Below are 23,604 nucleotides of genomic sequence, written 5' to 3'. Positions count from 1 at the left end.
CTGTCTTTTCGATGAATGGATGTCGGATTACTTGCCGTGCGTGCCGCCGAGCAGGCCGCCGATCAGCGACGTGACGGGTGCCAGCGGATTCGACGACGAACCCGAATTCGTGACGGCACCCGTGCCGCCGCTCAGTGCCGGTACGCCCACCGTGCTCGTGACCGTGGAGACGACGTTCGTCACCGGGGCGAGCGGGCTGCTGCCGCCTGCGCCAGCCGTCGCTCCGCCGAGGGCGCCCGTGACTGCGCCGAGAAGACCGGTGACGGGCGCCAGAGGATTTGCGCTGCCTGCGCCACCCGTTGCGCCGCCGAGTGCGCCCGTGACCGTCGACACGAGACCCGTAACCGGTGCGAGCGGGCTGCTGCCGCCGCCTGCTACGCCGCCGAGTGCGCCGGTGACCGTGGAGACGAGGCCCGTAACCGGTGCGAGCGGGCTGCTGCCGCCGCCTGCTGCGCCGCTGAGTGCGCCGGTGACCGTGGAGACGAGGCCCGTGACCGGTGCGAGCGGACCGCTGCCGCCGCCTGCTACGCCGCCGAGCGCGCCGGTGACCGTGGAGACGAGGCCCGTGACCGGAGCGAGCGGGCCGCTGCCGCCGCCTGCTACGCCACCGAGTGCGCCGGTGACCGTCGAGACGAGGCCCGTGACCGGTGCGAGAGGACCGCTGCCGCCGCCTGCTGCACCGCCGAGCGCGCCGGTAACCGTCGAGACGAGGCCCGTGAGCGGGGCGAGCGGGTTGGTCACGCCGCCGGTGCCGCCCGTGAGCAGGCCGCCGACTGCTTTCACGGTGTTGCCCGTCGACGAGACGGTGTTGCCGAGACCCGTGGTGACCGGGTTGCCGCCCGTCGATGCGAGCAGGGCGCCGGCCTGGTTCAGCCCGTTGCCAACGGTGCCCAGCAGCGTGTTGACCGGTGCGCCGAGGCCGGTTGCGGTGCCGATCGTCTGGGTCGTCTGGCCGACCATCGTCGTGATCGGCGTGATGGCCGAGCTGACCGTTTGCGTGACCTGCTGGATAGGGCCGGTCGACAGCACATTGGTGAGCGTGGTGCCGCCGTTCGACACGGCGCCGCCGAGCGTCGTGACGAGGCCGCCGACGGCGCCGGTGACCGGCGCGAGCGGCGACAGCGGGCCGCTGCCGAGGCTCGTGACCAGGTTGCCCGTTTGCGTGACTGCGCCGCCGAGCTGATTGACCACGCCGCCGGTGCTGGCGACCGTGGTGCCGACCGGGTCCTTCGTCGCGCCGAGCTGGCCGAGCCCGTTGCCGAGGCCGTTGCCCAGTGCGGTGACCGCACCGCCGACGCTTTGCACGATGCCGCCCGCGGCTTGCGTGGTGGCCGGATTGACGCCCGGCAGCGTCTGGCTGCCGATGACGGAGCCGAGACCGGAGACGGTGCTGCCGGCATTCGTGATGATGTTGCTGCTGCTTGCGAGGACAGTTCCCACTGCGTTCGATGACACACCCGAGGTGCCGGACGTCCCGCTCGTGCCCGAGGTGCCGCTGGTGCCCGACGTGCCGCTCGTACCAGAGGTTCCGCTGGTGCCGGACGTACCGGACGTGCCGCTCGTGCCCGAAGTCCCGCTGGTGCCGGAGGTACCGCTCGTACCCGAGGTGCCGCTCGAGCCGTTGCCGCCCGACGTGGAGATCGTATCGCCGCCGCCGGAGCTCGAACCGCCGCCGCCGAGACCCTGGCTGATGGAGCCGGAGCCGCCGCACGCGGAGAGGGAAAGCATGGCTGCAACGGTGGCCGCGATCAGAGTCGTCCGGAACACGCCATGAGGGATAACCTTAATGTCCATTTCTTCCTCGCATTAAAAATGTGTTGTGAACTGCGTTGTGTTGAGTGGTGCGAGGACTACTCTGCAACTGTCGTGCCATTTCGATGGCCGACGGTTCGACAACAGGTTTTAAACGAGGCAATTCCTTGTCGGAAAAGGAAGTTACGGATATTGAAAGATTGTTGAATCTGTTTAAGTGCGGATGAATGAGAACGGTTTCGGCCGTTTCGTAACGTAACGTCACAACATTGGCGTTACGCGTGCGGCGTAACGTGGGGGCCCGGGAGGCTTGCTGGACGAGGCAATTGTTTTACTGATGGATTAGGTGTGCACATCTAACCTATCGTAAATCCTATGTGTAAGTCGTACCGAAACGCCGTACAAATACGTTGTGCTCCCGGTCATTTTTTTCCGCCAGAGTGGTTAAAAGAGGTTGGAATTTAAATGGGAACGGATATAGAATCGGGAGCAGATGTAAGCAAATGTACGGTTCGGTACACTACGTTCGAGGAGGAGCGCTATCGCGAATGTTAACTTGCATCAAATCGTGAGCAATGCCCTTCGGGGCGACCTATAAAGAAAGCGCACCCGGTTGTCGTTACAGCAGATGTGGCGAACGGTCGGGGCAAACGGCCAGATATGCGGGGACGTATACGTATAAAAGGCCAGAAAACGTAAATACAGGCACGAGGAATAAAATGAAAGCAATCATCAAGCGTTTCCTTAAGGAAAACGACGGGGTTACCGCGATCGAGTATGGGCTGATCGCGGGTCTGATCGCTGTCGCGATCCTGGCCGGTGCTTCCACAATCGGCACTAATCTCGGCAACATGTTCACGAATCTCGGGACATGTCTCACGACTCCGAGCGGCGCGAACTGCACGGCTACCACCATCTTTAGTGGTAAGTAACCCACCTGACGTTAGTCAGCACGACCTCGAAACATTGAGTCGTCTTGGTGTGGCGGCGGGCGGATTGTCATTGGCAGTCCGCCCTCCGTGACGTTTATCGCGGGTTGCGGTGCGATGGCACATTTCATTTTCAGCGGGGTGTTCCTGGTCTGGGCGGCGTTGGTCGCAGCCAGTGACATCCGGTTTCGGCGCGTTTCGAATTCGCTCGTCCTGGCGGGGTTGGCCTGCGCCTTGGGCGCAGCGTATTTGAACGCCAGTCCGTTCGGCCTTCTTCCGGCGCAGGCAGTCCTCGGCCTGCTGGTCGGATTGATCGCCTTTTTCCCGCTTTTTTTGCTGCGCGTCATGGGCGCGGCGGACGTCAAGATCTTTGCCGTGATCGGTGCCTGGTGCGGCGTGAATGCGCTGCTGTGGATCTGGATCGCCGCCAGTCTTGCCGCAGGTATTCACGCGCTTGCCGTGATGCTGCTGTCGCGTACGTCGGTCGGCGGGCTGTGGCGTCGCGACAAACCGGCACTCACGCTTGGCAGGTACCGGGCAACTCCCTATGCGGCATGCCTCGCGGCTCCTGCTGCTGCATGGGTCGTCTTTCTTGTCGTTACGGGGGGCTCGCGATGAACCCGCAGAAACAGCGATGGGGACGACGGCGGCAGCGCGGCGCGACGGCTGTCGAGTTTGCAATCGTGTTTCCGCTGCTGTTCGTGATTTTCTACGGCATCGTTAGTTTCGGGATGATTTTCACGATTCAGCAGAGCTTGACGTTTGCCGCCAGCGAAGGTGCGCGGGCCGGGTTGAGTTACGCCCCTAGCCTTGCCGCGCGGGTCACGAACGCTACCACGACCGCGCAGAATGTCGTGGCCTGGCTGAATGTCGGCACGCCGAAGGTCGCGGCGCAGCAGTGCAGTTATGACAAATCGACTCCGCCGGCGTTGTACTGCCTGTCGGTCACGGTGAACTACAGTCCGCAGAGCTGGATAACAAACATGCCGTTCCTGGGGACGATATTGACTCAACCATTGACGAGCACGGCTGTCGTGCAAATTCCGCAGTCGATCTTGTGAGGTGCGCATCTTGACGCGGCGAGCACGCCGATACGCGAATCGGGTAAAGAACTTATCGGACTTCCATTCCGGCATCTACACAACAACATGGCCAACAATTTAACGAAGATCATAGCGGGGCTGCTGATTGCGATCGCGGTATTGCTCGGAATCTACGCGTGGATGCTTGGACGCAGTACGCAGAATGCAGCTCCAGTCCAGCAACCCGTTGCAGCAAGTCCGGTTCCGGTCGTGATCGCGACGCGCGTGTTGCCCGCGGGTCAGCCCATCACGGCCGACGCACTGAAAATCCGACAGACCACGCCGGTGCCGACGGGCGCATTTGCCGATCCGTCCGTGCTCGTTGGCCGGGTGCCAGCCGCGGATATTCCGGCTTCGTCGCCGGTTGTCGCGGGGGCGTTGGTGTCGGGGCTTGCCGAGGATGTCCAGCCGGGCGAGCGTGCGGTCGCTGTACGGGTTGACGAAACCAATGCAGTCGGCAACCGACTGCGGCCCGGCAATTTCGTCGACGTATTTCTGAACCTGAAGCGCGAAGGCGGCGGCACGATGCTTGACGGCGAAGTTTCGCAGACGCAGGCGCGGCTGCTGTTGTCGAAGGTGCGTGTGTTGTCGTTTGGCGACGCGACACCCGATCGAGACAGCGGCAACGCCGCCAACGGCAACAACGGTCAACCGTCCGGCGTCCGCATCGCGGTGCTTGCGGTGCCGACCGCGCAAGTCGATGCGCTGACGCTCGGCGAGGCGAGCGGGCGCCTGACTTTCGCGTTGCGCAACCCGCGCGACGACGAGCTTGCGATACAGACGGTCGCGGTGCGCACGGACAACAAGCTGTCGCCGTCGGCGCTCGCCGCCGCGGGCGTCTCGCTGCAGCAACTGTCCGGCACGCCGAGAACTCCGGTGGCTAACGTGAACTTGCCGCCACTGCCATCGCGCCTGCCGCCGACGGTGCGGGCGGGCGGTGGCGGCGGTGGCATCGAAGTAATCCGTGGCGGCCGGTCGGAAACGGTTGCCTATTGACATCGACGGCCATCGATATCAGCGACGACAAGTAAAGGGCCGCGTGACGGTCTACCAAACAATGAAAAACACACTGATTGCATTCGGGATTGCTATTTGCACCATGGCTTTCGCCTCGTTTGCGAGCGCGAATGGCACGATCGAGCTTGCGGTCGGCGCGCAGCGGCAGCTTTCGGCGGGCCGGATACTGCAGCGCGTCGCAGTCGGTGATCCGGCAATCGCCGACGTGCTGATCATGAAGGGCAGCCGGTCGGGTTCCGTGCTGTTGACGGCGAAAGCGCCTGGCGCGACGAACGTGATGTTGTGGGAGCGCGGTCGCGACGAACCGACGGTCTGGAACGTCGAGGTCGTCGATGCGGCTGCGCAGGCGGTGCTCGACGGCTCTACGCCGCGCGTGAATGCATATGGTGGCACCGCCGTGCTGCAGGGCTCGTCGGCGTCGCTCGATGCTCATGCACGTGCGGCCGCGGTCGCCAAGAACATGAGCGGGAAGGGCACCGTGATCGATCGCTCTACGTTGGGGGGCAAGAGTGTCGTGCAAGTCGACGTGCGGGTTGTCGAATTCAGCCGCTCGGTGCTCAAGCAGGTCGGATTCAATTTCTTCAAACAGAGCAACGGTTTTTCGTTCGGATCGTTCTCGCCGGGCGGCGTGCAATCGTATAACGGTGGATCCCCCGGTTCGGCGAGTTACATTCCGACGCTGGGCTCGCCTGTTTCGTCCGCGTTCAATCTGGTCGTGAATGCTGCGGGACGCGGGATCTTCGCTGACCTGTCGCTGCTCGAGGCGAACAATCTCGCCCGCGTGCTCGCGGAGCCGACACTCGTCGCGTTGTCCGGTCAGAGCGCAAGCTTCCTCGCCGGCGGCGAGATTCCGGTGCCGTCACCGCAAGGGCTTGGCTCGACCGCGATCCAGTGGAAGCAGTACGGTGTCGGACTGTCGCTGACGCCCACGGTGCTGAGCCCGCAGCGGATTGCGTTGAAGGTTGCGCCCGAATCGAGCCAGCTTGATTACGTGAACAGCGTGACGATCAGCGGCGTCGCGGTGCCGGGGATCACGACGCGCCGTGCTGACACGACGGTCGAACTCGGCGACGGCGAAAGCTTCGTGATTGGCGGCCTGATCGATCGCCAGACGATGTCGAACGTGAACAAAGTGCCGCTACTCGGTGATTTGCCGATCATCGGTACGTTCTTCAAGAATCTGAACTATCAGCAAAACGACAAGGAGTTGTTGTTCATCGTGACGCCGCATCTCGTTGCGCCGATCGCGAAGGGTGCGGTGCTGCCTGCTACACCAGGGGAACTGTCCGAACAGCGTAATGGGCCGGTCTGGCAGTCATACCTGGGCGGCGCTGCATCGCCTGACGCCGCACCGGGGTTTTCGAAATGAGTGCGAGGCATCGCGCGTTGCGGTGCTTCGGTACGCCTTGCGCAATCGGGGGTGTTCAACATGAATGCGCGAATTCAATCCTTGTGTGAACCCGCCGTGACCGACTATTTCGTGTGTGCGTCGCAGCACGAGGCGCATGTTCGCTGGCTGGCCGATACGCTCGTAGCGGCCGGCGCGGTCGAGGCCGCATCGCTCGAGCCGGGTGTGCTGGCGCAGCGCATTACGGGCCTCAATCCGGCGCTTGTCTTCATCGATTTCTCGGACGGCAGCACGGCGGCGAGCGTTGCCGCGGCTGCGATTCGCGCCACGCATCCGGGTCTGCCGATTGTCGCGCTGGGTTTGCTCGCACAGCCGGAGAGCACGCTCGCTGCATTGCGCGCCGGCGTCCGCGATTTCATCGACGTGTCGGCACCGGCGGAGGATGCATTGCGCACGACGCGTGGGTTGCTGGCGAACGTCGGCGAGCCGGCGAGCCGCCACGGCAAGCTCGTTGCATTGCTCGGCGCGCGTGCGGGTATGGGGGTGAGCACGCTAGCAGCGAATCTGGCCGTATGGTTGCAGAAGCGCGCAGTGAGCCCCGAGGGGAGCGGCGTGCCGAACGGCGGGACGCCGGCCGGTCGCCAGACCGCACTCGTCGATCTCGGGTTGCCGGCAGGCGATGGCGCGCTGTTCCTGAATACCCGCTGCGAATTCCATTTCATCGATGCGGTTCACAACCTGCGCCGCATCGACCGGACCTTCGTGAATACCGCGCTGACCCGGCATGAGAGCGGCGTCGCCTTGACGACGCTGCCGGCGGATCTCGGCGGGCTGCGCGACGTGTCGTACGCGTCGTGCGCCGGTTTGCTGAACCGGTTTCGCGCATTCTTCGATCAGCAGATCGTTGACCTCGGCGGTTTTTCGAACCGCGAGTTCGTTGCACAGATTACGAGTTCGGCCGACGAAGCGTGGCTCGTCTGCGATCAGGGTGTCGCGTCAATCGTATCGGCGGCCGATCTGCTCACCGGGCTGCGCGATGCGGGTGTCGAGACCGATCGCATACGGCTCGTCGTCAACCAGTACGACCCCGCACTCGATCTGACGCCCGCACAGATTGCGGAGCGCCTCGGGCTGGCGCTGGCTGGCACGTTGCCGGCGCGCCGGATCGTGATCGGTCATGCGGCAAACCAGGGCCGGCTCATCGTCGATATGGCGGAGCGCGACCCGTACGTGCGTGCTCTCGAGTCGCTCGCCGCGCGGCTGCCGGGCGTGTCGATTCGTTCGGCTGCACCGCGTCCGACGTCTGGCCTGTCCGCGCTGAAGCGTTTTATTCAACCCTCGTCCAAGCGGTCGTAAGCGATGGCACACGACATTCAATTTGCCGACGGCGCAGCGCCGTTCTCCCAGACGCAGCAATTCCACGACATCAAGAATGCCGCGCATGAACATTTGCTGACGCGTATCGAAGAACTGGGTGCCGAGTTCGGTCGATGGTCCCGACAGGCGATCAACCAGTTCGTCGACCTCGAGATCGACAGCTTCGTGCGCCTGCGTCGCATTCCGCTCAACGAGAACGAAGTACGGACGATCGCGGAGGCCCTGACGAAGGAGCTTGCAGGCTTCGGGCCGATCGAGGACCTGCTCGCGGATCCGGCCGTCGAAGACATCCTGATCAATGGCTACAACGACGTGTACGTGTCCCGTCACGGGATCCTCGCAAAGTTGCCCGTGCGCTTCACCGACAACGCGCACCTGCTGCGGATCGTGCGGCGAATTCTCGCACCCATTGGCCGCCGTCTCGACGAGTCGAATCCGATGGTCGATGCACGGCTGCCCGACGGCGGCCGTGTGAACGTCGTGATCGAACCGCTGTCGATCGACGGCCCGGTCGTGTCGATCCGGAAGTTCCGCAAGGATCCGCTGAAGCCGTCCGACCTGCTCGGCAACGGAACGTTCAACGAAGAGATCAACACGTTGCTTCAGGCAGCAGTCGAGGCGCGCTGCAACATTCTCGTGTCGGGCGGCACGAGTTCCGGCAAGACGTCGCTGCTCAACGCGCTCGCCTTCCATATTCCGGAGATCGAGCGTGTCGTGACGATCGAGGATACGGCCGAGTTATCGCTGAACCATCCCCACGTCGTGCGGCTCGAGAGCCGGCCGGGCGGGTTCGACGGTACCGGTGTCGTGTCGATTCGCGATTTGCTGCGCAATACGTTGCGGATGCGTCCGGACCGGATCATCGTGGGCGAAGTGCGCGGCGGCGAAGTGCTGGAAATGCTGCAGGCGATGAACACGGGGCACGACGGGTCGATGGGCACCGTGCACGCGAGTTCGCCGCGCGAGTGTCTGTACCGTCTCGAGATGCTGGCGGGCTTTGCGGGCTTCCAGGGGACCGAGTCGAGCTTGCGCCGGCAGATCGCGAATGCAATCGACTTCATCGTGCAGATCGGACGCCTGTCAAACGGTCGGCGCCGGATCCTGTCGATCACCGAAGTGACCGGGCTATCCGACAACATCATCGCGACGCAGGAGCTTTACCGCTACGAAGCGCGCGTGACGCCCGAGGGTGAGGAAGTCGACCACTGGGAGACGCTCGGCATTCATCCGCATTCGCCGAAGCTCGCGCGCTTCCGTCAGACGTTGACGAGCAGTGGGTTTGGCGGTGGTGGGTTCGGCCGCGGCGGTGGGGGCTTCAATGTATAGCGCGATGGTATGGGTGCTGGCGATAGCGATGCTGTGCGTCGCGGCGGCACTGATGCTGTGGCGCCACGCCGAGACGCGACGCGTGCAGACCGACGCGAAGCGCTTCATCGACAGCCGGCTCGAACCGACTGCACGTGGTGGTGCCGTCGCGCAGGCAGTGCGGCCGACACCGACAGGCGCTGCGCGCTCCATGCCGCAGCCGGCAGTGCGAAATGTATCGTCCGACGCATTGTGGGCGCATTGGTACGCGACGGCATCCGAATATCTGTCGAATCTTGCGAGTCGCGCAGGGATTGCGGACGCACGCGGAAAGACGCTCGCCGCCCTTGCCGTGATGGCGGTTGTCGCCGCGTTCGCGGGCAGTCGCGGTGGTGCGCTTGCGTGCTTTGCGGCGCTGGCGTGCGGCGGCTCGATACTCGGCGTCTGGCTTGCGTCGAGAATTCAGCGGCGCAGGTTAAAGATCGTCCGGCAGATCCCATCCTTCCTCGACGGGATCGTGCGTCTCGTGACGCTGGGCAACAGCGTGCCGGCGGCATTCCAGTCGGCGCTGTTGACGACCGAGGAGCCGCTGCGCGGCTGTCTTGACCACGTGTCGCGAATGCTGCGTGGTGGTGTCGAAATCGATCGCGCAATGGTACACATCGCGAAGATTTACAGGACCGAGGAGTTCGAGCTGGTCGGTTCCGTGTTGCGATTGTCGGTCAAGTATGGCGGCCGGGCGGACGTGATGCTCGAACGCATGGCAGTGTTCATGCGAGATCTCGAACAGGCAGAGCGAGAATTGACTGCGATGTCGGCGGAGACCCGCTTGTCGGCGTTCGTACTCGTGATGTTGCCGATCGGTATCGGCAGCTTCATTGTCTTAAACAATCCGAAGTATCTGTACGGGATGTGGAACGATCCAGGCGGACGGATGCTCCTCATGCTCGCGTTCCTGTTGCAATTGACCGGCAGTGTCTGGCTGTATCGAATGGCTCGGCTCAGGTGACGCTATGACAGCAACTCAGATCGGAGCGATTGCCGTGGCGATCGGTGCACTCGGCGTGCTGCTGTTGGGCATGATGGCATTGCTGCGCGCGAGTGCTGCGGCGCGTGCCGAGCGCGCGCTTGTCGATGCGCTCGACCGACGCATGGCCATGCTCGAAGCAGCGAAAGCACGGACCGGGCCGGACGGCGGTGAGGCGCCAGCGAAATCCGACGTACGTCGGGGGCAGCGTGTCGAACGCATTCTCGATCGTCTGTCGACGATCGGCGTGCGCTGGCTCGATACCGGACTCGGTAAATACGCTGTCGCGGAAGAGGATCGCCGCCTGCTCGAGCAATGCGGTTATGTCGATACCCGCACGCGTGGGCTGTTCCTGAGCGCGCGGGTCGCGTGCGGAATCGGCCTGCCGCTGTTGTTCGCGATTTTCGCGAGCGGGCGGATGAAGGGCGGTATGTGGATGGTTGGCATGTTTGCCGCTTTCGGGCTCGGCTTCATGCTGCCGAAGCTGTATGTGCAACGCCGTGCGGCAAAGCGGCGGCAAAGCGTGATCGACGAACTGCCGTTGCTCGTCGACATGCTGCGTTTGCTGCAGGGCGTCGGGTTGTCGCTCGATCAGAGTCTGCAGGTCGTGACGAACGATTTTCGCGGAATGATGCCGGTACTGTCGTCGGAAATGGGCATCGCCCAGCGCCAGTTCGCGGCCGGCCGCACGCGCGAACAGTCGTTGCAGCGGTTGTCCAGCGGATTCGACAACGAGGATCTGCGCGCGATCGTGCGGTTGATGATCCAGGTCGACAAACATGGCGGCGCGGTGCAGGAACCGCTCAAGCAGTTCGGCGACCGGTTGCGCGAGACGCGTCGTGCAATGTTGCGTGAACGGATCGGCCGTTTGACTGTGAAGATGACCGGCGTGATGGTGTTGACGCTGCTGCCGGCGTTGCTGATCGTGACGGCAGGGCCGGGTTTGTTGGCAGTGACGCATGCGCTGTCGGCGCGTCATTGAAGGCGGAAGGAAGGACGATGAAGCGGATCAGCGAAAGGACGGTGCGAGCGGGTGTGGTGGCGGCAGCGACGCTGCTGCTCGGTGCGTGCGCGACCAAGGACAACGGGTACGGTGTCAGCGCGCAGACGGAACGCGCGGCGCTGATGCAGGCAGCCGATCAGAAGCAGTCGGTGCCCGATACGCCGGGGATGTACCTGGGCCTGATCCAGCGGATGCAGGCGCAGGGACTCTACTTTGCGTCGCTCGCACATATCGACTCATACGACAAGACATATGGTGTGATTCCGGAGTCGATCCTGCTGCGCGCGGACGCACTGCGCATGACCGACCAGCCGGCCGCGAGTTCGGCCGCCTACACGCAGCTATTGAAAACCCCGCTTGCCGCGCGCGGTTATCGCGGGCTCGGCTTGATCGCGGGGGCAGCAGGGAATTTCGACCAGGCAGCGCAGGCGCTCGCGCAAGCGTCGAGCCTCGCGCCGACCGACGCATCGCTGCTGTCCGATCTTGCGTATGCGAAGTTGCGCAGCGGCGACGTCGTCGGGGCACGTGTGCCGCTGATGAAGGCGGCCGAACTGGATCAGCGCAATCCCAAGATCGTCAGCAATCTTGCGCTTTATTTGATTACGGCCGGGCGCGCGCAGGATGCGCAACGCTTGATGAACCAGCAGCATCTGCCGGCGGATATCCGCAAGGACATCAATGGCGACGCTGCAAAGGTGATGGCAGCGGTACACGCGCAGCAGCGCGCAATCGCGACGCCGCCGGTGGTATCGCGTCCCGCCATCGCGACGCCGATTACACCGATGGCGAACAATTTCGGCTACGACCAGACCGTACCGCTGCTGCAACGCTTTGCACAATGAACAGACATCCGGGGAGCGACATGAACAACCAACGTCACCGAAACATGCACGTCGGCCGGATCGCGGCGCTGGCCGCGATCGTCTGGATGCTAGCGAGCCCGGTTGTCGCGTCCGCGCAGAATGTCGATGAGCCGCATGCGTCCGACATCGAACGCTCGGCGAGGGAATGGCTCGCGATGCAGCGCGACAATCGCGTGGCGGCGCCCGCGCAGCCGGTGCTCGGAGATGTTGCATCGCTCGTCTATCAGCGCTATCTCGACTCGTTCAAGAACAAGATTCCGGACACGATGAATTCGCAGCTCGGCTCTGCCGGCGGCATGTCGGGCGGCGGGCAAGCTGCGCAGTAGGCGAGACGGCGATGCGCTCGATTCAATCACACACGGTTCGGCGGCGCCGGGCCCGCTGCTCGCGCAGACGTCAGCAGCGCGGCGGCGCCGGGATCATGGCGACGATCTTCCTGGCGATAGCGGTCATTGTGCTGGGGGCGACGGATATCGGACGCTACTATGCCGAACGACGCCATATGCAGTCGGCTGCCGATTTGGCCGCGCTTTCTGCTGTTACGCAGGCCGCCAGCGACGCCACTTGCACGGCAGCAACGACTGCGGTCAATCAAGTGACGAACGTGCCGGCAAGCTTGCTGTCGGGAACATCGACGGCTACCGTGACGTGCGGCATCTGGAGCCCGCCGCCAACCAGCGGCGCCAGCGCGCAGTTCACCCGCACGTCGGGGGCTGCGCTTCCTGCCAATAACCAATGTGCCGGGCTGTCGGCCGGCGTCGTCAGTGCAGGTCAATCGGTCAACGCCGTTTGTGTGACTGTTTCCGAGCGCGTGAGCGGAATTTTCATCAACGGCGCAACGATCAGCGCGTCGGCCATCGCCAAGAGCGTGCCGACCGATACGTTTACGTTGACCACGTCGGTTGGATCGCTGGACGGCGGAGTGGCCAATCAACTGCTCCAAGCGCTGACAGGCGCGAAAAATCCGCTCAATCTTCAGCTTGTCGACTATCAGGGGCTTGCACAAGTCAATTTGAAACTGGGTGGCATTCTCGCCAATCTGCCGGTTGGCACGACCACAGGTGTATTGGACGGTACCGTGACGTTAGGCCAGTTGGCCAACGCTGCTGTGCAGGCGGCGACGCAGCAGAATTTGGTCGGCGTGAACTTGAATGTCCTGAACGCGATTGTCGCTGCGCTTTGTTCCGGTAGTGTCTGCAGTGGGCCGCAGATCGCACTCGGCCCATTGGTTTCCGCCGCAACTGCTACCGGTAGTTCTGCAGTCGATGCCAGCGTCAATGCACTCGGATTGCTGTCAACGGCGTTGCAGATAGCGAACGGTACGAGCTCGGTCAGCATCCCCACCGTCAAGATTCAGACGCCTGCGCCGCTTGCACCGTTACTGAATGTGATCGTGTCGGGTTCCGTCAAGCTGGGGGCTAATCCGCCGTCTATCGCAAGCGGTCCCCCTGGGCCGCCGAATTGCGGGACGTCCAATTGCACGACCACCGCATCGACCCGGCAGGGAACCATTCTCCTCAATACGTCGATATCGCTGCTGTCGAGCTGCCCAACCGGCGGGTTGGTCTTTCCGGGCGGTAGTTGCCCGTCGGGTAGTCCAACGCCGCTTGCCGGCGTTCAATTGCCGATTTCCGCGTATGTGGCGCCAGCGGTCGCTGGCCTGGCATCCGTCACGTGTTCTGCGGACGGTACGAAAAGCGCGACAGTGAACGTGCAGACGGGGGTGGCTGCCGTATATATTGGCGGCGCACCGAGTACCTGGAACCTCAACGCGCCGTCCGGATATATGCCCGACAGCAGCGCAACCCCGATTCCGCTGGTGTCCGTCGACCTGCAGAGTCTACTCGACCTGCTGGGCCTTGGTGTCGTGACGAGTTCGCTCAAAGTTCTGACTCTGGGGCTCATCAACCTGAATCAGATTACGGTCAACATCAACATACAGCCAGGGCAGGTGACGATTCCTGTCGCCAATCAAGGTCAAACCGCGCTGACATTTAAGTATCCTGGACCGGGGTCATCCGTTTCCCCGAGTCCGGCGCCGCCGTACACACTGAGTACGCCGACGACTCAGTTTCTGGCACCCGCTGTCCAGGGAATAGCGAATAGTGGCATATCGTTCTCGTTGTCAGCGCAGGGTGGTCTGATTAAGGTTCTGGCAGGCATCTTGAGTCCTGTGCTGAATATCCTGACTGGGCCGCTTCTGAGTGCGCTCGGAAGCGCGCTCGTTCCGCTGCTCCTGCAACCGGTCGATTCGCTCTTGACCGCGGTCACAGGGCTGCTTGGCCTAAGCCTGGGGAATGCCTCTGTCACGAACGCACCGGATTGGATTAAATGCGGCAATCCCATACTGGTTCAATAAAATGGTGTTACCGAAGCGGGCGGTTTCGCTTTCGCTCATAAATGATCATCGATTTGCAATACCAAGCAACCCGTCAATTACTGAAGCCGCACCCGAAACATGAGAACCACGCCCGCAATCGAAGAGCTCGACCTGTACGTCTGGGAAGGCAAGGCGGACATCGTCGACCGCGTCGCCCGGTGCATGGCGAGCTTCGACGTCGAAGTGATCCGCGCCGACAACGCGGCGGTCTCGCCCGAGCGCGCCGCGTTGCGGCGCTCGCTGGCGATCATCAGCGTGACGATGATCGAAGGCGGCGCGGCATTCCTGCGCGACTGGCAGGCCAACATCGGCATGCCGGTGGTCTGGGTCGGCGCGGCGCGCGACCACGACGCGTCGCAGTATCCGCCCGAGTATTCGCATATCCTGCCGCTCGACTTCACGTGCGCCGAACTGCGCGGCATGATCGGCAAGCTCGTCACGCAACTGCGTGCGCACGCAGCCGAGACGTTGCAGCCGTCGGAACTCGTCGCGCACTCCGAATCGATGCAGGCGCTGCTGCACGAAGTCGATACGTTCGCCGACTGCGACACCAACGTGCTGCTGCACGGCGAAACCGGCGTCGGCAAGGAGCGCATCGCGCAACTGCTGCACGAAAAGCATTCACGCTACCGGCACGGCGAATTCGTGCCGGTGAACTGCGGCGCGATTCCGGACGGCCTGTTCGAATCGCTGTTCTTCGGCCATGCGAAAGGGTCGTTCACGGGCGCGGTTGTTGCGCATAAAGGCTATTTCGAGCAGGCGGCCGGCGGCACGCTGTTCCTCGACGAAGTCGGCGATCTGCCGCTGTACCAGCAAGTCAAGCTGCTACGCGTGCTCGAGGACGGCGCGGTGCTGCGCGTCGGCGCGACGGCGCCGGTCAAGGTCGATTTCCGTCTGGTCGCGGCAAGCAACAAGAAGCTGCCGCAGCTCGTGAAGGAGGGACTGTTCCGCGCCGATCTCTACTACCGGCTCGCGGTGATCGAGCTGAGCATTCCGTCGCTGGAAGAGCGCGGTGCGGTCGACAAGATCGCGCTGTTCAAGTCGTTCGTCGCCCAGGTGGTGGGCGAGGAGCGGCTCGCCGAGTTGTCCGACCTGCCGTACTGGCTCACGGATTCGGTCGCGGACAGCTATTTCCCCGGCAACGTGCGCGAGCTGCGCAACCTCGCCGAGCGCGTCGGCGTGACGGTGCGACAGACGGGCGGCTGGGATGCCGCGCGACTGCAGCGACTGATCGCGCACGCGCGCAGCGCGGCCCAGCCGGTGCCGGCTGAGAGTGCGGCCGAGGTGTTCGTCGATCGCAGCAAGTGGGACATGAACGAGCGCAACCGCGTGATCGCGGCGCTCGACGCAAACGGTTGGCGGCGTCAGGACACGGCCCAGCAGCTCGGCATCAGCCGCAAGGTGTTGTGGGAAAAAATGCGCAAATATCAGATCTTCGACGAAGAGCCCGAGACCCGCGAAAGCGAGTAATTAATGAGATAAAATCGCAGTGAATTACAACGACTCGGGCGGGAATAAAACTTCATGAGCCATATGACGGGGTTGGGGCGGGTGAGCGTAATGCTCGCCCTGGTGGGAGGCATGCAAGGCGTGTTCGCGCAGGGGCTGGCAGGCAGCGATCCGTCGGCGGTGCAGCAGGCATCGGCGCCGGTGGCCGCGATTCCGGTGATCGATTCGCAGGCGCAGACGTCGGTGCAGCCGCAGGCCGGCGAGACGACGGGACCGAGCACGGTCGACGATTTGCAGCGCCAGATCCAGGCGCACTCGCTGACGGAAATGCGCACGAGCTACAACGGCAGCTACGGCGCCAGCCTGCTGTTCAACGTCAAGGACGGTGCGTATTTCGTCGCGTTGTTCCAGCAAAAGGCGTTCTGGCGCGTGATCAAGACTTACGACGAAACGCGCGCGGAAGCGATCTATCGCGATTTCTCGCATCAGGCGGAGCGGCTGGCCGTCAACGAACTGCGGGCGGCGAAGCTGGAATCGCAGAAGGCGCAAATGGACAAGCAGATCGAAGTCACGCAGGACCGCGCGCGGCGTCTGCAGGCGGACATCTCGATCGCCCGCCAGCAGCAGGCGGCGGTGGCGGATCGCCAGAAGAGCGTGCGGAGCGAAACGGCGGCGTTGCAGGCGCAACAGGCGCAGCTCCAGTCGCAATTGCGGGCGTTGCAGCAGCAGGTGCGTTCGCTGCAGCGCGAGGCCGACGCGGGCTTGCCGACGACGGCACGCTGAATTCGGTAACGGCGGTGCGGCGACATGCCGCGCCGGCCGTACAAGTGAAAAGGGCAAGCCGGTTGGCTTGCCCTTTTGTTTTACTGGCCGTCCGGCACGATTCGCCGGCGGCGCGTCACGATGACCGGCCCGTTGCCGCCGCGGGAATCCGACGGCGCGGCGTTGCCGGATGCGTCGCCGGTGTCGCGCGGCGCGCCGTAGCTTTCGCGCGGTTCACGCGGTGCGCCGTAGCCTTCGCGCGGCTCACGCGAGCCGTAGCCCTCGCGCGGTTCGCGCGAACCGTAGCCTTCACGCGGCTCGCGGGAGCCGTAGCCGCCGTCGCCGCGCGATTCGCGCGGACCGCCGTGCGAGCCGTACGGGCTGTGGCCGCCGCCTTCACGGCCGCCGGGGCGACCGCCGGTGCGCGGGCCGCGGGGGCCGCCGCCGCCCGGGCGCGAACCGCCCGTGTCGAGCTGGATCGTGGAAATCGCACGCTTGTAGATGCCTTGCAGACCCACGGGGGTGCGCAGCATCACCAGATACTGGTCGAACGACTCGATACACCCCGTCAGACGAATGCCGTTGACGAGATAGATTTCAACACGCTTACGTTCCTTGCGCGCCGAATTGATGAAGTCGTTTTGCGGATGGGATTCTGCGGGATTGGCCATTGAGGTGCGGCAGGAGCCTGCGTCAGAGAATATGTTGTGCGTGTGTGTGGCGTGTTCGTCCACAAGCCGTTTGGCGGAATTCTACCCTGTTCGATAGGGGAGCGCGCAGTCGTGATTGTGTCGAACCGTAACCCACTATAGACGTTCCGGCGCATTTTCGCGATCCGGCCGAATGGCCAAAGCCGTTTCGTTACGTCGCGTTACGACTCTCGCAGCCCCGTATCACCTCGGCGCGGGCGGCGCGCTTACATTGGTTGCGTGAGCCGGGCGGGCCGGCTTATCAGGGATCCGGAGCATGAACAAGAGGCAAGTGGCAGGGGTAATCGGGGGCATGGCGTTGCTCGTTTCCGGTAGTGCAATGGCGGGGCATGTCGACCTGTCGGTCGGCATCGGCGTACCGGTCGCACCGGTCTATGTCGAACCGGCGCCGGTCTATGTGGCGCCGCAGCCCGCCGTCGTCGCCTATCCGGGCTACGGATACGGCTATTACGGCGATGACGACGACGATCGCTACCGCAAGTGGCGCAAGCACTACTACAAGCACTGGCATCGGCACCACGGCGACGACGATGACGATTGAGCCCGTGATCGGCCCCGTCAGCGCGTGTCAGAACGCGTAGTCGGGGTTTTTCGGGTCGAATGCGGTGTCGTCGAGGGTCGCGGGCGCGATTTTCTCGATGACGATCCGCTCGAAGATCTTGCCGTCGTTGTCATAGGACTCGACGGTCCGGAAATAGGGGGCGTGCAGGTCGAGCCCCAGCACTTCCTTTTTCGCATAGAACTGCGGCCGGCCGGTCGGCGTTTCGTAGGTGAGCGCGACGACGCGCACGCCGTCGATCGTTTTGGCCTGCACGTCGGTCGGCCGCTGCACGCCGGCTTCCAGGTATTTCTTCCCTTCGGTCAGGTACAGGTTCGTGATGAACTCGGTGCCGAGATCCTTCACCTGGTGATTCGACTGGGCACGCGCCAGCGCGCCGTCGATCGCCGTCCACAGCGGAATCTTGCCGAGCAGGCCGCCGAGATGGCCATACATCTCGTCCTTGCGCTGGGTCGTGTCGTAGATGGTCTCCTGTCCGGCATGCGCGCCGCCCGGCAGCCATTTCGCATACACCCGCAGCGGCTCGCGGGTCGTCTTCACGAGCATGCGGTCGGGCGTGTCGGACCATTTTCCGCTGATGCGCTCCTGGCGCACCATCGTGAACTGGTAGGCCGGATAGCCGTTCGGGCCGTTGCGGATATAGAGCGGTACGGCGAGCGGATCGAGCGCCTTGAAGAGCGCGGTGAGCGTCGCGTCGTCGAGTTGCGCGAGCGTGCCGCGCTGGGCCGCCGTGCGCAGCCAGCGCGCCTGTTGCGCGAGCGGCTCGTGCGTGACCTTCGCGAGATCCGCGGGCAGCGCGACGGCCGGTGCCGCGCTCGCGGCGCTCGCCGTTTCCTGTGCATGCAGGCCCGCCTGTGCGAGCGACAGCACGCACGCGAGCGCCGCCGCGGCGGCATGCCGCGCGCGGCGTTTCATTCCTTCGTTCATCGACAGCGTCTCCCGGAGCGATGGATCGTTCAGCCTTGTTTCGCGGCGTTGAGTTTGGCGAGTTCCTCGTCGCGCAGCGCGCGGCGCAGGATCTTGCCGACGTTCGTCTGCGGCAGCGCGTCGCGGAACTCGACGAATTTCGGCATCTTGTAGCCGGTCAGGTTCTTGCGGCAGTGCGCGAGCACGTCCTCGGCCGTCAGCGACGGGTCGCGGCGCACGACGAACACCTTGATCCGTTCGCCCTGCACCTCGTCGGGAATGCCGATCGCCGCGGCTTCGCTGATGCCCGGATGCATCACCAGCACTTCCTCGATCTCGTTCGGATACACGTTGAAGCCCGACACGAGGATCATGTCCTTCTTGCGATCGATGAGGCGGATGAAGCCGCGCTCGTCCATCACGCCGATGTCGCCGGTGCCGAGCCAGCCGTCGGCGTCGATCACCTTGGCGGTCTCGTCGGGGCGCTGCCAGTAGCCGCGCATCACCTGCGGGCCGCGCACGCACAGCTCGCCCGGCTCGCCGATCGCGGCCCAGGTGCCGTCCTCGCGGCGAAAGCGCACGAGGGTAGATGGCGCGGGCAGGCCGATCGAACCGCTGAACGCGGCCATGTCGTTCAGGTCCACGGGGTTCATCGTGACGATCGGCGAGCACTCGGTGAGGCCGTAGCCTTCGACCACCGGCCGGCCCGTCACCTGCTGGAAGCGCTCGGCGACCGCGCGCTGCATCGCCATCCCGCCCGCCATCGCGAGCTTGAGCTTCGAGAAGTCGCGCTTGCGGAATTCCTCGTTGTCGAGGAATGCGTTGTACAGCGTGTTGATGCCGGTGATGCCCGTGAACGTCTCGTGGCGGATGATCTTCATCACCATCTTCATGTCGCGCGGGTTCGCGATCAGGATGTTGCGCCCGCCGAGCCCCATGAAGATGAACGCGTTCACCGTCAGCGAATAGATGTGATAGAGCGGCAGCGGCGTGAGCACGGTTTCGACGTCGCCCGACACCTGGTCGGCGATCCACGCCTTCGCCTGCAGCAGGTTCGCGATCAGGTTGCCGTGCGTGAGCATCGCGCCTTTCGCGACGCCGGTCGTGCCGCCGGTGTATTGCAGGAACGCGAGATCGTCGCGCGTGATCTGCACCGGTTGCGGCGTGCCGCGCGCGCCGAGCGCGAGGGCGGAGCGCAGCCGGATCGCCTGCGGCAGGTGGTAGTCCGGCACGAGCTTCTTCACGTGCTTCAGCACGAAATTGATCAGGCGTCCTTTCGCGTTGAAACCGTCGGCGAGCAGGTCGCCGAGCGCGGTGACGACGATGTGCTTCACCTGCGTTTCCGGCAGCGCGTCCTGCAGCGTGCGCGCGAAGTTCTCGAACACGACGATCGTCTGCGCGCCGCTGTCCTTCAACTGGTGCGCGAGTTCGCGCGCGGTGTAGAGCGGATTCACGTTGACGACGATCGCGCCGGCCTTCAGCGTGCCGAACAGCGCGACCGGATACTGGAACGTGTTCGGCAGCATGATCGCGACGCGGTCGCCGGGCTTCACGCCGAGGCTTTGCAGATACGACGCGAATGCGTCGACCTTCTGCGCGAGCGTGCGATAGGTCATCGACGCGCCGGCGCTGACATACGCGACGCGGTCGGCGAAGCGGGTCGTGCATTCGTCGAAGAACTGCACGAGCGACGCGTATTGCGTGACGTCGATCTCGTGCGGGACGCCGGGCGGGTACGACGCGTACCAGATGGCGTCGGTGTTCGGCGGAAGCTGGGCCGAGGTGGTTGCTGCGGATGATGACATGACGTGTCTCCGGTCTTGGCGCTCGGCGCGGGTCGGCGCGTCAGCGCCAGCCCATGCCCCGTGCTTCGCGGCCGGCCGGCGCGGGCGTCTCGACGCCGCGCCTGACCGCGCGTATCAATCAAATCGTGAACAGGAAGCCGCGCGTGGCCTCGCGCGTTCAGCTCGTGGAATGCAGCGTTGCCGCCTCGGCGGCCGTCGCGCCCGACTGCGGCAGCCCGAACGCTTCGCTGGCGCCGGCATCGTCGAGCACCGCCGCGAAGATCGACAGTTGCGCGCTGTCGGGCATCGGCGCCTTCAGCGCGGCGACGATCAGCGACGACAGCCGAGCGATCATCTGCACGTCGTTCATCGTGCGGCCTTGCGAGAATTCGTCGATCAGGCTTTCGGTTTCGGCACCCGCGAGCGCGCCGGACAGCGCGCCGATCGCGAAGTGCAGCCGCCAGCCGAGTTCGGTGCGCGGCAGGTGCGGCAGCGCGCGCTGGAACGCATCGAAGAAGCGGCCCGCGACGCTCGCGTAGTGCGCGGTCAGGAAGTTGCGCACGAACGGCGAAGGGTCGGTATACGCGCGGCCGATCAGCCGGAGGAACCCGGGCCCGCCGCGTTCGGGATCGCGCGAGGCCTTCAGCGCCGGAATGAACATCGCGCCGAGCACGTGCTCGCAGGTGATGTGGGTGCCGAGCTGCGCGTCGAAGCGGTCGAGGATGCCGAGGCGCTCCTGGTTCAGCTGGTCGAGCCGGCGCGACAGCATCGCGTGGATCAGCGCTTCCTTGCTGCCGAAGTGGTAGTTGACCGCGGCGAGGTTGACCGCCGCGCGCGAGGTGATCTGCCGCATCGACATCGCCTCGAAGCCGTGTTCGATGAACAGATCCTCGGCCGCATCGAGAATGCGCGCCTTCGTCCCGCCGGTCTGCCGCGTGCCGGATGACCGCGCCCCGGACGGCCGTCCCGCCGATGGCCGCCCCTCCTGACTTACTGCCATGTTCCGCCTCCCATGCCGGTTTCCCGGCCGCGAACAGGTGATTTGATTATCTGATTCAAACAGTCGTTTTCATTAAGATAAAAAAACGCGGGCGGCGCGGGCAAGCGCGGCGTCTGGACCAATTCCTCTAGTTCGATGTGCAGGTGCGGAAAGCGCGGCACCCGCTCACGGCGGGGCGGGGCGCGCGCGATGATGCGGTGCCGCAACGCGCGGGTTCACCCGACGGTGCTACGCGTATTGACCGATTGCGTCATGTCGATGCCGCGCCGTTCGCGGCTGAACAGGATCAGCACGGCGATCGCGACGGCCACGATGCCGGCCACGAGCGCGAGCGCGAAGCCGTAGTTGTTGCCGTTCGACACGGCGAGTGATGCCTGCATCGTCGCGTTGCCCGACGCGAGCAGGTTGCCGAGCTGGTAGACGACGCCGGGGAAGGTGGCCCGGATCTCGTCGGGCGAGATCTCGTTCAGGTGAACCGGTATCACGCCCCACGCGCCCTGTACCGAGATCTGCATCAGGAACGCGCCGGCGGCGAGCGCGACCGGGCCGCTCGAGAACGCCCACAGCGGCAGCACCGGCAGCGCGATCAGCGCGGCGATGAAGATCGCGCGGCGCCGGCCGAGCCGCTCGGAGATCGTGCCGAACGACAGGCCGCCGACGATCGCGCCGATGTTCAGCACGATCGTGATCCAGGACACGGTATGCGGATCGAAGTGATGCTGTTCGCGCAGGAAGGTCGGATAGAGATCCTGCGTACCGTGCGAGAAGAAGTTGAACGCGGTCATCAGCACGATCGCGTAGATCGTGAGTTTCCAGTTCTGTTTCAACGTGGCGCCAAGGCTCGGGCGCGGGCGCTTCTCCATCTGTTTCCATGCCGGCGATTCGGGCACGTGCGCGCGCACGTACAGCACGAGCAGCGCGGGCAGCACGCCGACCATGAACATCCCGCGCCAGCCGATGTATTGGTAGAACAGGCCGAACACGACCGACGCGAGCAGATAACCGCTCGGATAGCCGGCCTGCAGCAGCCCGGACACGAAGCCGCGCGCATGCGTCGGCACGGTTTCCATCGTCAGCGCGGAGCCGACGCCCCATTCGCCGCCCATCGCGATGCCGAACAGCGCGCGCAGCACGAGCAGCGCGGTCAGGCTCGGCGCGAAACCCGACGCGAGTTCGAGCAGCGAATAGCACGCGATGTTGACCATCAGCGTCGGGCGGCGGCCGAAGCGGTCGGCGAGCCGGCCGAAGATCAGCGCGCCGAGCGGGCGCATCGCGAGCGTCAGCGTGAGCGCGAACGCGACGGCGGGAATCGTCGACGCGAACTCCGCGGCGATGTCCTTCAGCACGAAAACCATCAGGAAAAAATCGAACGCATCGAGCGTCCAGCCCAGGTAGGCGGCGATCGTGACGTTGCGTTGCTCGCGGGTCCAGCTCATGTCCGGGGTCTCCTCGTTGGCTTGCGCGCTCACGATGTGCATGCGGATGCCGGCCCGGCTCGCGCGCGGCGCGGGGGCACTGATCGAGTGTAGGCTTCCGCGTCGCGCGATGTGGGGCGCGATAGCGCCGAATCGGGAATAATCCCTACGAAATGCACTGTTTCGGAAACGGAAACGGAGCCGCGCGAGGCACGCGTCGGGACTCTGTATCATTCCGGAAGGCTGTTTGTATCAATTCTGTAATGCGCTCGATGCGCATCGCCCCCGTATCAGGAGTCCAGATGAACGACCGTTCCGCCGACCCGCTGCCCGTGCTCGAAACCGCGCGGCTGTGGCTGAGTCCGCGCGTGCTGGCCGATCTCGATGCGTGCATCGAGATGGATCGCGATCCCGAGGTCACGCGCCACATCGCGGGCCCGTGGCACGACCCCGTCGAGCATCGTCGCTTCGTCACGCACCGGATCACGTGCGACTATCCGCCGGGCCTCGGCTACTGGTCGATCTTCGAGAAGGCCGCGCCCGAGGTGTTCATCGGCTGGATCCTGCTGATTCCCGATTACAAGGACGGATCGCGCGACGTCGAGATCGGCTGGCGGCTGGTGCGTGCGACGTGGGGGCGCGGCATCGCGAGTGAAGCCGCGGCGGCCGTCGTGCGGCACGCGTTCGACACCGTGCGCCTGCCGCGCGTGATCGCCGATATCGCGGAGGCCAACAGCGGCTCGCTGAACGTGGCGCGCAAGCTCGGCATGCGGCGCGTGAGCGTCGTGCACGACGGCATTCCTTACATTCGTCACCGCCTCGAACGCAACGATTTGCGGGCGTAGTGCGGCGTCGTGCGTGCGGCAAGTGTCAGAGAGGGTCAACCGGACGCGCATCGCGGTGATGACGGATTAACGGCGCGCGCGATCCGGAGTA

At 64.4% G+C, this 23,604-nt stretch carries 22 protein-coding genes; 16 read left to right on the top strand and 6 right to left on the bottom strand.

Annotated features, from left to right (window positions below; genetic code table 11):
* Positions 1-27: 27 nt before the first annotated feature.
* Positions 28-1,794 (bottom strand): collagen-like triple helix repeat-containing protein, encoded by a 1,767-nt coding sequence (locus DFS13_RS32605; protein ID WP_111442617.1) that lies wholly within the window; start codon positions 1,792-1,794, stop codon positions 28-30.
* Positions 1,795-2,471: 677 nt separating this feature from the next.
* Between DFS13_RS32605 and DFS13_RS32595 the strand changes: the two genes are divergently transcribed.
* The 14 genes from DFS13_RS32595 (at position 2,472) to DFS13_RS32530 (ending at position 16,315) form a co-directional block, all read left to right on the top strand.
* Complete coding sequence (locus DFS13_RS32595; RefSeq protein ID WP_109341264.1) at positions 2,472-2,684, top strand: Flp family type IVb pilin; 213 nt, start codon at positions 2,472-2,474, stop codon at positions 2,682-2,684.
* A 114-nt stretch (positions 2,685-2,798) separates the two neighbouring features.
* Complete coding sequence (locus DFS13_RS32590) at positions 2,799-3,299, top strand: prepilin peptidase (protein WP_111442616.1); 501 nt, start codon at positions 2,799-2,801, stop codon at positions 3,297-3,299.
* Positions 3,296-3,742, top strand: coding sequence for a TadE family protein (locus tag DFS13_RS32585; protein WP_109341266.1), 447 nt, complete (start codon positions 3,296-3,298; stop codon positions 3,740-3,742). The genes DFS13_RS32590 and DFS13_RS32585 overlap by 4 nt, the downstream gene beginning before the upstream one ends.
* Before the next feature lie 87 nt (positions 3,743-3,829).
* Positions 3,830-4,759 (top strand): Flp pilus assembly protein CpaB, encoded by a 930-nt coding sequence (gene cpaB, locus DFS13_RS32580; protein ID WP_109341267.1) that lies wholly within the window; start codon positions 3,830-3,832, stop codon positions 4,757-4,759.
* Between the two features lie 61 nt (positions 4,760-4,820).
* Entirely contained in the window at positions 4,821-6,149 is a 1,329-nt protein-coding gene (locus DFS13_RS32575; protein WP_109341292.1) for a type II and III secretion system protein family protein, read from the top strand.
* Positions 6,150-6,209: 60 nt separating this feature from the next.
* A complete protein-coding gene (locus DFS13_RS32570; RefSeq protein WP_111442626.1) occupies positions 6,210-7,484 on the top strand; it encodes a fimbrial protein in 1,275 nt (424 codons plus the stop codon).
* Positions 7,485-7,487: 3 nt separating this feature from the next.
* The gene (locus DFS13_RS32565; RefSeq protein WP_109341268.1) at positions 7,488-8,831 is read left to right on the top strand and encodes a CpaF family protein; all 1,344 of its coding nucleotides are present in this window, start codon (positions 7,488-7,490) and stop codon (positions 8,829-8,831) included.
* Positions 8,824-9,819, top strand: a complete 996-nt coding sequence (locus tag DFS13_RS32560; protein WP_109341269.1) for a type II secretion system F family protein — start codon at positions 8,824-8,826, stop codon at positions 9,817-9,819. Before DFS13_RS32565 ends, DFS13_RS32560 begins: the two co-directional genes overlap by 8 nt.
* Before the next feature lie 4 nt (positions 9,820-9,823).
* Positions 9,824-10,819: a type II secretion system F family protein gene (locus DFS13_RS32555; RefSeq protein ID WP_109341270.1), complete on the top strand. Its 996-nt coding sequence runs from the start codon at positions 9,824-9,826 to the stop codon at positions 10,817-10,819.
* 17 nt (positions 10,820-10,836) lie between these two features.
* Positions 10,837-11,682 (top strand): tetratricopeptide repeat protein, encoded by an 846-nt coding sequence (locus DFS13_RS32550; RefSeq protein ID WP_109341271.1) that lies wholly within the window; start codon positions 10,837-10,839, stop codon positions 11,680-11,682.
* A 20-nt stretch (positions 11,683-11,702) separates the two neighbouring features.
* The gene (locus tag DFS13_RS32545; RefSeq protein ID WP_109341272.1) at positions 11,703-12,029 is read left to right on the top strand and encodes a DUF3613 domain-containing protein; all 327 of its coding nucleotides are present in this window, start codon (positions 11,703-11,705) and stop codon (positions 12,027-12,029) included.
* A gap of 11 nt (positions 12,030-12,040) precedes the next feature.
* Positions 12,041-14,062, top strand: coding sequence for a pilus assembly protein TadG-related protein (locus tag DFS13_RS32540; RefSeq protein ID WP_277626991.1), 2,022 nt, complete (start codon positions 12,041-12,043; stop codon positions 14,060-14,062).
* Between the two features lie 99 nt (positions 14,063-14,161).
* Complete coding sequence (locus tag DFS13_RS32535) at positions 14,162-15,553, top strand: sigma 54-interacting transcriptional regulator (protein WP_059723723.1); 1,392 nt, start codon at positions 14,162-14,164, stop codon at positions 15,551-15,553.
* A gap of 54 nt (positions 15,554-15,607) precedes the next feature.
* A complete protein-coding gene (locus DFS13_RS32530; protein ID WP_060268012.1) occupies positions 15,608-16,315 on the top strand; it encodes a DUF2968 domain-containing protein in 708 nt (235 codons plus the stop codon).
* A gap of 80 nt (positions 16,316-16,395) precedes the next feature.
* Here the strand turns inward: DFS13_RS32530 and hfq are convergent, their stop codons facing one another.
* Positions 16,396-16,965, bottom strand: coding sequence for an RNA chaperone Hfq (gene hfq / locus DFS13_RS32525; RefSeq protein ID WP_006495323.1), 570 nt, complete (start codon positions 16,963-16,965; stop codon positions 16,396-16,398).
* A 295-nt stretch (positions 16,966-17,260) separates the two neighbouring features.
* Here hfq and DFS13_RS32520 point away from each other — a divergent pair, with 295 nt between their 5' ends.
* Complete coding sequence (locus DFS13_RS32520) at positions 17,261-17,545, top strand: hypothetical protein (RefSeq protein ID WP_012492571.1); 285 nt, start codon at positions 17,261-17,263, stop codon at positions 17,543-17,545.
* A gap of 27 nt (positions 17,546-17,572) precedes the next feature.
* Here the strand turns inward: DFS13_RS32520 and DFS13_RS32515 are convergent, their stop codons facing one another.
* The 4 genes from DFS13_RS32515 to DFS13_RS32500 all read right to left on the bottom strand — a co-directional run bounded on the left by DFS13_RS32515 (position 17,573) and on the right by DFS13_RS32500 (position 22,689).
* Positions 17,573-18,490, bottom strand: coding sequence for a DUF1571 domain-containing protein (locus tag DFS13_RS32515; protein ID WP_006495322.1), 918 nt, complete (start codon positions 18,488-18,490; stop codon positions 17,573-17,575).
* A 29-nt stretch (positions 18,491-18,519) separates the two neighbouring features.
* Entirely contained in the window at positions 18,520-20,274 is a 1,755-nt protein-coding gene (locus DFS13_RS32510) for an AMP-binding protein (protein ID WP_111442615.1), read from the bottom strand.
* 157 nt (positions 20,275-20,431) lie between these two features.
* Positions 20,432-21,253, bottom strand: a complete 822-nt coding sequence (locus DFS13_RS32505) for a TetR/AcrR family transcriptional regulator (RefSeq protein ID WP_006485289.1) — start codon at positions 21,251-21,253, stop codon at positions 20,432-20,434.
* Positions 21,254-21,468: 215 nt separating this feature from the next.
* On the bottom strand, positions 21,469-22,689 hold the full coding sequence (locus DFS13_RS32500) for an MFS transporter (protein ID WP_006495319.1): 1,221 nt from the start codon (positions 22,687-22,689) through the stop codon (positions 21,469-21,471).
* 281 nt (positions 22,690-22,970) lie between these two features.
* Here DFS13_RS32500 and DFS13_RS32495 point away from each other — a divergent pair, with 281 nt between their 5' ends.
* Positions 22,971-23,513, top strand: a complete 543-nt coding sequence (locus DFS13_RS32495; RefSeq protein ID WP_111442614.1) for a GNAT family N-acetyltransferase — start codon at positions 22,971-22,973, stop codon at positions 23,511-23,513.
* Positions 23,514-23,604: the final 91 nt, after the last annotated feature.

The sequence above is a fragment of the Burkholderia sp. 28_3 genome (assembly GCF_003253915.1).
In the GTDB taxonomy this organism is placed as follows: domain Bacteria; phylum Pseudomonadota; class Gammaproteobacteria; order Burkholderiales; family Burkholderiaceae; genus Burkholderia; species Burkholderia cenocepacia.
The sequence above is the reverse complement of the archived record's forward strand: the minus strand, read 5'-3'. Positions and strand labels throughout refer to the sequence as shown.